The 8,475-nt window shown below is 75.6% G+C and carries 7 protein-coding genes; 1 reads left to right on the top strand and 6 read right to left on the bottom strand.

What is annotated here, in order from left to right; translation table 11 throughout:
* A partial coding sequence (locus ETD96_RS44540; RefSeq protein WP_171068953.1) for a hypothetical protein occupies positions 1–1,681 on the top strand: 1,681 nt, incomplete at its 5' end.
* 4 nt (positions 1,682–1,685) lie between these two features.
* On the opposite strand, the gene ETD96_RS09990 is transcribed toward ETD96_RS44540, so the two are convergent.
* From ETD96_RS09990 to ETD96_RS09965, 6 genes are all read right to left on the bottom strand, one after another.
* A complete protein-coding gene (locus ETD96_RS09990) occupies positions 1,686–2,783 on the bottom strand; it encodes a baeRF3 domain-containing protein (RefSeq protein WP_138636024.1) in 1,098 nt (365 codons plus the stop codon).
* A gap of 90 nt (positions 2,784–2,873) precedes the next feature.
* On the bottom strand, positions 2,874–3,809 hold the full coding sequence (locus ETD96_RS09985) for a TIGR03621 family F420-dependent LLM class oxidoreductase (RefSeq protein WP_138636023.1): 936 nt from the start codon (positions 3,807–3,809) through the stop codon (positions 2,874–2,876).
* A 17-nt stretch (positions 3,810–3,826) separates the two neighbouring features.
* Positions 3,827–4,480, bottom strand: a complete 654-nt coding sequence (locus ETD96_RS09980) for a response regulator transcription factor (protein WP_138636022.1) — start codon at positions 4,478–4,480, stop codon at positions 3,827–3,829.
* Positions 4,477–5,712: a sensor histidine kinase gene (locus tag ETD96_RS09975; RefSeq protein ID WP_240807455.1), complete on the bottom strand. Its 1,236-nt coding sequence runs from the start codon at positions 5,710–5,712 to the stop codon at positions 4,477–4,479. The genes ETD96_RS09980 and ETD96_RS09975 overlap by 4 nt, the downstream gene beginning before the upstream one ends.
* A gap of 73 nt (positions 5,713–5,785) precedes the next feature.
* A complete protein-coding gene (locus ETD96_RS09970; protein WP_138636021.1) occupies positions 5,786–7,819 on the bottom strand; it encodes a bifunctional copper resistance protein CopD/cytochrome c oxidase assembly protein in 2,034 nt (677 codons plus the stop codon).
* A gap of 6 nt (positions 7,820–7,825) precedes the next feature.
* On the bottom strand, positions 7,826–8,449 hold the full coding sequence (locus ETD96_RS09965; protein WP_138636020.1) for a copper resistance CopC family protein: 624 nt from the start codon (positions 8,447–8,449) through the stop codon (positions 7,826–7,828).
* Between the last annotated feature and the right edge of the window lie 26 nt (positions 8,450–8,475).

The following is an 8,475-nucleotide window of genomic DNA, read 5'->3' as shown; positions in this document are numbered from 1 at the left end:
GCCCCCGCCCGGCCGCCGCCGTCCCCGCGCGCTGCCCTGGCTGCTCGCCGCGGGCGTGCTCGCGCAGGCGGCGGTCCGGCTGTGGTTCGCCCGCGCCCGGACCGGGCCCGTCGCGAACCCCGACGAGACCGGCTACCTCGTCGCGGCCCGGTGGCTGGCCGGCGGGCCCGGCGCCGACCTGTCCGGCAACACCTTCTACCAGGGCGGCTACGCGCTGCTGCTCACGCCCGCCCACTGGCTGTCGCACGACCCGACCACGGTCTACACGGCCGTCATGGTGATCAACGCGGTGATCGGCGCGGCGCTGTTCCCGCTCGGGTACGCGGCGGCGCGGCGGTTCGGGCTGGGCCGCCGCGCCGCGCTCCCGGCGGCGTTCGCGGCGGCGCTGCTGCCCGCCGCGACCTTCTTCGGCGCCTTCGCGCTCGCGGACGCCGTCCTGCCGGTGCTCGTCCTGGCCTGGCTGCTGGCGCTCGACCGCTTCGCCCGCACGGGCGGCGCGGGCGGCGCGGTGCTCGCGAGCCTGGCCGCGGCCTCCATGGCGGCCGTCCACTCGCGCGGGACGATCGTCCTGCTGGTCCACGTCCTGGCGCTGGCCGTCATCGCGGTGAGCGGGCGGCGGTGGCGCGGGGCCCTGGCCGGGGGCGGCGCGGCCGCCGCCGGCTACGCCCTCGGGGCCGCGCTGAACGCGCGGCTGGAGGCGGCGCTGTACCCCGGCGGCGTCCGGGACCTGGCCGGCAACATCGAGACCCGGCTGACCACGGCCGCCGGGCAGGCGTGGGCGCTGTCGGGGGCCGCCGGGCAGGTCTGGTACCTGGTCGCCTCCACCTGGGGGCTGGCCGGGGTGGGGCTCGCCGTCGTGGCGGCGGCGCTGGTGCGGCGGCGCACCCCCGCTGCCGACCGGATCATGGCGGGCGTGCTGCTCGCCGCCACGTTCGGGATCGCCTACGCGTCGTCGGCCGCGCTGCCGGACGAGCACCGGGTCGGCAACTTCGCCTACGGCCGGTACCTGGCGTGCGTGGCCCTGGTCTACGCGCTGGCCGGGGCGGCGGCGCTGCTGCGGTCGGGCGCCCGCCGGGCCCTCGGGCTGGCGGCGTCCTCCGCCCTCGTCCTCGCCGCCGCGGGGCTCTGCGTCACCGCCTACGCGGGCGAGCGGCTCCGCACCCACACGTTCATCGGGTTCGACTTCCCCGAGATCATGTTCCTCGCCGACGACCGCACCGCGCTGCATCTGCGGGAGGCGTCGCTCACCGCGGTCGGGCTGCTCTGCGCGCTCGCCGTCCTGTCCCGGCTGCGGCGGGCGCCGCTGATGGCCGCCGCCCTGGCCGCGACGAGCCTGGCCGCGATGACGTTCGCCATGGGGCCCTCGCCCGAGCGCGTCCGCCCCGCCTCGCCGATCCCCGGCCCGCAGGCGGGCGGGGTCGTCGCGGACGCCTCCGTCCACTGGGCGGTCAGGACCAAGCTCATGTACCCGGTCTGGTGGACGCGCGTCGGCCGGACCGACGTCCGCGACGGCCGCCCGCCCGCGCCCGGGGTGTGCACGGTCGTGGTCTCCCTGCCGGACGGGACGTCCCCGGCCGCGTCATGGCCGGGGCACCCGGCGGGCTGGCGGCACTACGCCCGGGAGGACTGGTCGGTCGGCTGGGTGCTCTGGCACGACCCGTCCTGCCCGGCGGCTCGGTAGCGGCTCAGTAGCGGGTCACCAGCGCGATGCGGCCGTGGTCGACGAGGAAGCCGTCCGAGACGAACGTCACCTCGCCGCCGTACTCCAGCACCGTCTCGATGACGTCGTCCACGGCGTCGTCGACGACGTCCGCGCCCCTGAGGACGCCCGGCATGCCGTCCACCGGGACGATCTCGCCGCGGGCCTTCACCGCCGGCGCGTAGTAGCCGCGCTCGACGACGAGGTGCTCGCCGCGGCCCTCCTCGGCGAGCGGCGTGACCTCGCAGAGCCCGCCCGCGTAGCGCTGGATGCTGCGCGCGGCCTCCAGTTCCGCCAGCACGCCGACCTCGCGGAGGTCCTCGTAGGCGGCGAGCGCCGGGCGCGCCGCCTCGGCGAGCGCGCTCGCCGAGGCGCCCTCGAAGCTGCCGTCGACGCGGCCCGCGACGGTGATGTGCGGCCCGGCCACCTCGTCGAAGAACGCCTGGTGGCGGGTGACGCCGGCGACGATCAGCGGGCGCCGGTCCCGGGCCAGGACGCGGTCGAGCGCGGCCACGACGTCCCGCATGGTGCGGCGCTGCCGCTCGCCGTCCCCGCCCTGGGCGGCGCGCCGCGCCAGCCGCCCGGAGCCGGCCTCGTCGATCGGCTCCGGCTCGACCGGGAAGCCGCCGCCGGTGCGTTCGGTCAGCTCCTCGCCGCGGCCGTCCCACAGCCGGGTCCGCTGGTCCGACAGCGACAGCAGCCAGTAGCGCGGGGTGCGGGTGTAGGCGGCGACGAGGTCGCGGGTGGCGAACCCGGTGTCCACGACGACGCGCTCGTCCACGTGCTGGCCGATCGTGAAGGAGTGGTGCTCACCGTCGGGCGCGGCGAACAGCACGAGCCCGTCGGCGGCGTGCCGCAGGTCGACCTCGTCCGCCGCCCGCTCCAGCCCCCGCACGACATGGTCGGCGGCCTCGGGCGTGACCCGGACGTCGTCGTGCAGCCGCCGCCGGACCTCGGCCAGCAGGTTGCGCAGTCGGATCGGGTCCTGGCGGTTGTCCGGGACGGAGCGGTGCGTCGGCATCAGCACCGACACCGCCGGGTAGGCCCGCGGCTTGCGCAGCTCGGACAGGGTAACGGCGTCCATGATCCCCCGATCGGTCGGCCTTGTTCGTTTATGTCTCTTTTCTAGCTACCGACAGGTAAATCAGGTGTAAGGGGCGGCCGATGCGCCCGCCTAGACCCGCTCGATCACCGGGCCGAGGACGTCCAGGAACGGCGCGTGCACCGTGGTGTAGGAGAATCCGAACCGCTCGCGCCGCTCCCGGATCTGCTCCGCGAGCTGCTCCTCCGTCCCGAGCAGGAGGAACGGTGTGTCCAGGATCTCCTCGACGTCCATGTACGGCATGCGCTCGGCGCGGATCCGCTCGGCCTCCGCGCGCCGGTCGGCCGTCACCTGGACGTGCTGGACGAGCACGTTCCACTCGATCGCGTCCGCCCGGTCGCCGGCGTGCTCCCGGACGAACCGGACCCGCTCCTCCGCCTCCGCGGCCGTGCCCAGCCGGAACGTCCCCGGCGGCTCCCCCGCCACCTGGTACGCCCCCGCGATCCCGACGATGTCGGCGTACCGCGCCGCCGTCCGCAGCACCGTGTCGCCCGTGCCGCCGACCAGCAGCGGCGGCCCCGAGCCGCCGAACCCGGCGCGCTGCACCGGCGCCAGCTCGGCCAGCCCGAAGTGCTCGGCGATCGGCCGGTGCCGCTCGTAGCCGTCCCCGCCGAACAGCGCGCCCAGCTCCTCGATCATGCCGGTCATCCGCTCCGCGCGGGCGCCGAACCCCTCCCAGGGGATGCCGGCCGCGTCGAACTCCCACTTCATGTGCCCGGCGCCGAGGCCCAGCTCCACCCGCCCGCCGGTGAGCCGGTCGGCGGTGGCGACCTCCCGGGCGAGCAGGTGCGGGTTCCAGAACCCGGCGTTCAGCACGAGCGTGCCGACCCGCAGCCGCTCCGTCGCCTCCGCGGCGGCGACCATCGTCGGGAACGGCGCCGGGGCCCCGAGGTGGTCGGGCACCAGCGCCGTGTCGTAGCCGTACCGCTCGCCGCGCCGGCACCAGTCGGCGAACTCGTCGCGGGAGGGGATGTCGAAGAAGTTGAACCCGAACCGGAAGTCCGTCATGTGATCATGCTGCCAGCTCAGCCGGGCGTGATGAAGGACGTCTCGTAGGCGAGGATCACCGCCTGGGTGCGGTCCCGCGCCTGGAGCTTGGCGAGGATGTTGCCGACGTGCGTCTTCACCGTCTGCGGGCTCACGAACAGCTCCGCGGCGATCTCCGCGTTCGAGCGGCCCTTGGCCATCAGCCGCAGCACGTCGCCCTCCCGCTCGGTGAGCCGGCCGTGCCAGTCCGCGCCGGCCCCGCCGCCGGACGGGCCGTGGTGCGCCGCCAGCTCCCGGATCGCCGCCGGGAACAGCAGGCTGTCGCCGTGCGCGACCATCCGGACCGCCTGCAGGATCTCCTCCGGCCGGGTCCGCTTGAGCAGGAAGCCGTGCGCGCCCGCCTTCAGCGCGTCGTAGACGTACTCGTCGTTCTCGAACGTGGTGACCACGATGATCCGCGGCGGCTCCGGCACGGTCTCCAGCAGGCGGCGGGTCGCCTGGATGCCGTCGAGGCGGGGCATCCGCACGTCCATCAGCACCACGTCGGGGCGCAGCCGCCGCACCGCGTCCGGCACCTCGGCGCCGTCGGCGGCCTCGCCGACCACGGCCAGGTCGTCCTCGGCGTCGATGATGGCGGCGAGGCCCGCCCGGATCAGCCGCTCGTCGTCGACCAGCAGCACCTTGATCGTCATGTTCCGGACCTTAGCGGCAGCGAGACCCGGAACCGCCACGCGTCCCCGTCGGCCCCGGCGGCCATGTCGCCGCGCAGCACGGTGACGCGCTCGCGGACCCCGGCGAGGCCGCGGCCGCCGCCGTGGTCGGCGCCGTCGCCGCGGGCCGCCCCGAGCGGGTTGCTCATCTCCACCTCCAGCCGTTCCCCGGCGATGCCGAGCCGCAGCCGCACCGGGACCTTCCCCGCGTGCCGCAGCGCGTTCGTCAGCCCCTCCTGGACGATCCGGTACGCCTCCCGCGACACCGCCGCCGGGACGTGCTCGACCGCCGGGTCCACGGCGGCGTCGAGCGCCACCCCCGCGATCCGGGTCTGCTCCAGCAGCCGGCCGAGGTCCTTCAGCGTGGCCTGCGGCGCGGCCGGGCGGGACGGGTCCTCGCGGAGCAGCCCGAGCACGTGGTCGAGGTCCTCCAGCGCGGCGCGGGCCGACTCCTCGATCGCGCCGAGCGCCTCCCGGGCGAACGCGGGGTCGCTGTCCAGGACCCGTCCGGCCGCGCCGGCCTGGAGGGTCACCACGCTCAGCGCGTGCCCGACCGAGTCGTGCAGCTCCCTGGCCAGCCGGTTGCGCTCGGCCAGCTTGACCGCCCTGGCCTCCATGTCGGCGAGCCGCTCGGCGGCGGACGGGCCGAGGAACCACGGCGCGAGCCGGGACAGCAGCGCCCCGGACGCGACGATCAGCGCGAGCAGCGCGGCCAGCGACGCGAGGCCGAGCGGCGGCGCGGGCCACTGGTGCCACGTCCCCTCCCACCCCCACGCCTCCATGAGCCGGGTGTCCCACGACACCATCGGCGCGAGGACCAGCACGGCCGCGAACGGCGGCACCGCGAGGCTGAGCCCGCTGACCACCACGCCCGCGAAGAGGTGCAGCGTGAACCACGCCGCGGCCCGGACCCGGCTCTCCCACGACGCCGCCGAACCGGGGGCGATCGCGGTGGCGGGCCCCTTGAGCAGCTCCCGGGCGAGCGAGCCCTCCAGCAACCGCACCGTCGGCACGAGGCCGGTGACGAACACCGCCGCGGCCGGCATCACCACCAGCATGAGCACGAGCATCACGGCGGTGTCGCCGACCGGCAGCAGCGGCGTGAGGCTCATCGCCAGGAACCAGTACGGCATCAGCAGCGCGCCGCCCACCACGAGATGGGACCAGCGCTGCCAGGTGGTCCGCTCGATCAGCGGCCGGAACACGCGCAACACGCATCGATCCTGGCAGACGGGACGCCGCGGGCCCTCCCCCGCGCGAGGGAGGGACGCGGTTCCGCCGTCGCCCTCAGGTCTTGCCCTGCCCCTCGGCGGCCCGGTCGCGCTCGGCCAGCTTGGCGAGCCGCGCGTTGTAGGCGGCGAGCTCGTCGTCCTCGGCCCGGCCGCCCGGCCGCGCGGCCCGGTCGGCCTTGCGGTCCATGCGGCGGGCCTGCCGCTGGTCGTCGGCGTACCACTGGAACGCCATCACGATCAGGACGATGAACGTCGGGATCTCCCCGAACGCCCAGGCGATCGCGCCGCCGGTGTGCTGGTCGTGCAGGATCGTGGTGCCCCACGGCGGGTCGACGGCCCCGTACCAGCCGCGCGCCAGCGCCTGGCTCATGTTCATCAGCGCGATGCCGAAGAACGCGTGGAACGGCATCGTGACGAACAGCAGGATCAGCCGCGCCGGGTAGGGCAGCTTCTTCGGCGCCGGGTCGACGCCGAGCAGCACCCAGAAGAACAGCGACCCCGCCGCGAGGAAGTGCACCATCATCGCGATGTGGCCGAGGTGGTTGCGCATCGCCGCCTCGAACAGCGGCGTGAAGTACAGCGCGAACGTGCTCACCACGAAGATCAGCGTCGCCACCGCGGGATGCGCGACGACCGCGAGGTAGCGGCTGTGCAGCAGCGCGGTCAGCCACTCGCGGGGGCCGCGGTCGCCGCGCACCCGGGCGGGCTTGAGCGCGCGCAGCGCCAGCGTCACCGGCGCGCCGACGACCAGGAAGATCGGCACCAGCATGTTCAGCACCATGTGCTGCGCCATGTGCACGCTGAACAGGATCGGCGCGTACTTGGCGACGCCGGTCTGGGTGACGGCGAGGATGGCCACCAGGCCGAGGATCCAGGCGGCGGTGCGCCCCACCGGCCAGGAGTCGCCGCGCCGCCGCAGCCGGACCACGGCGGCCAGGTACAGGCCGCCGAGGACGGCCACGAGGACGGCGAAGAACAGGTCGAACTGCCACAGTGTCAGCAGCCGCATCGGGGTGACCTCGGGCGGCATGTCGTAGCCGAGCAGCGACTTGACCGCCGACTCCGGGGCGGTCGGCGGGGGCGGCGCGGTGCGCGCCAGCGCGACCGCGAGGCCCATGGTGGCGGCCATCACGGCCGCCTCGACCGAGCCGAACCGGGCGAAGGCCCCCGGCTTGCCGGCGGCGAGCGCGGGCAGCGTCCGCTCGCGGTGCCACCAGCCGAACCAGCCGAGCACCCCGAACGCGACGATCTTCCCGAGGGCGAGCCGGCCGTAGTTCGTCGTCGCCAGCTCGGCCGGGTCGGGCAGCCGGGCGATCACGTTCACCAGGCCGCTGACCCCGACCGTGATGTAGCACCACAGGGCCATCCGGCTGAACCGCTCCGCCATGACCGGCAGCCGGTCGCGGCGCAGCAGCGCGTGCGCGCCGACGATCGCCAGGCCGCCGACCCACGGCGCGACCGCGGCGACGTGCAGCGCGACGCCGGTCGTCGCGACGGAGTGGTTGGCGGCCGAGGCCGAGTGCCCGGTCAGCGGCGCGGGCAGCAGCGCGATCCCGGCCATGGCGAGCAGCCCGAACGCGGCGGCGGGCGTGGTGGTGGTGCGCGCCAGCAGCGCCACCACCACGGCCAGCAGCACCACGATCATGAGCGCGGTGCCCTGCGGCAGCGAGCCGACGTAGCTGCTCAGCTCGCTGCCGGTGAGGACCTCCCCGACCGGCTGGCCGAGCACGTCGGCGACCGTGAACACGAGGGTGGCCGCCGCGGCGGCGGCCCAGCCCGCGGCGATCCAGGACGCGGCGCGCAGGTAGCCGACCGCGTCCGCGGACAGCCGGGCGGCGCCGCGCCCGCCCTCGACGGGCAGGAACGCGGCGGCGGCCAGCACGGCGCCGACGGTCAGCGCGGACAGCAGGTCCATCGCGGCACGGGACGCGGGCAGCCCCCACCGGGTGAGGGCGCCGGCGTCGCCGAGGCCGGGGATGACCTTCTCGGTGACCGACCCGCCGAGGACGAGGCCGGCGACCAGGGCCGCGGCGGCGGCCGCCACCGCGACCGCGCCGGCCCGCCAGACGCTCAGGCTGCCCTTATTCACCGCGGTTCACTTCCCGGTCGCCGCCTGGTGCTTGCGCTTGGCGCGGTACACGATGCCCACCCCGACGCCGATGCCGACCATGAGCCCGGCGACGATCAGCACCCACAGGACCGTCCCGGAGCCGGAGTCCTTCTCGGCGGCCTGCTCCTGGTCGACCTTGAGCGGCTGCTCGTCGGTGGTGGCGGCGTCGCCCGTCTGCTGCTCGGCGCCGACCCCGCCGGTGGCCGGCGCCGGCGCCGCGGCCTCGCCGCCCGCGGCGGTGAACGCCAGGCCGTCGCCCTCGATCGGGTGCCCGTCCTCGCCCACGACCCGGTAGGCCACCGTGTAGGACCCGGCGGGCAGCGGCCCCGTCAGCTTCTGCGTCACCGTCGTGCCGGAGCGTTCGGCCGGGCCCGACTGGTACGTCTTGTCCTGGTCGTCCTTGACGACCACCTGCGCCATGCGGATCTGGTCGCTGAAGACGAGCTTGACCTCGGTGACCGACTGCGCGGACTGGCCCTTGGCGGGCGTGCTGCTCACCAGGCGGGTGTGCGCCAGGGCGGGGGTCGCGGTGGCGGCGCCGAGGGCGAGGACGAGGGCGGCGACGGCGCCGAGGCGTCGCGCGGCCCGGCGGGGCTTGCGGATGTTCATGGAGGGCCGGGTTCTCTAGTGAGTCG

The organism is Actinomadura geliboluensis (assembly GCF_005889745.1).
In the GTDB taxonomy this organism is placed as follows: domain Bacteria; phylum Actinomycetota; class Actinomycetes; order Streptosporangiales; family Streptosporangiaceae; genus Spirillospora; species Spirillospora geliboluensis.
This window is presented reverse-complemented; position numbering and strand designations above follow the sequence as displayed.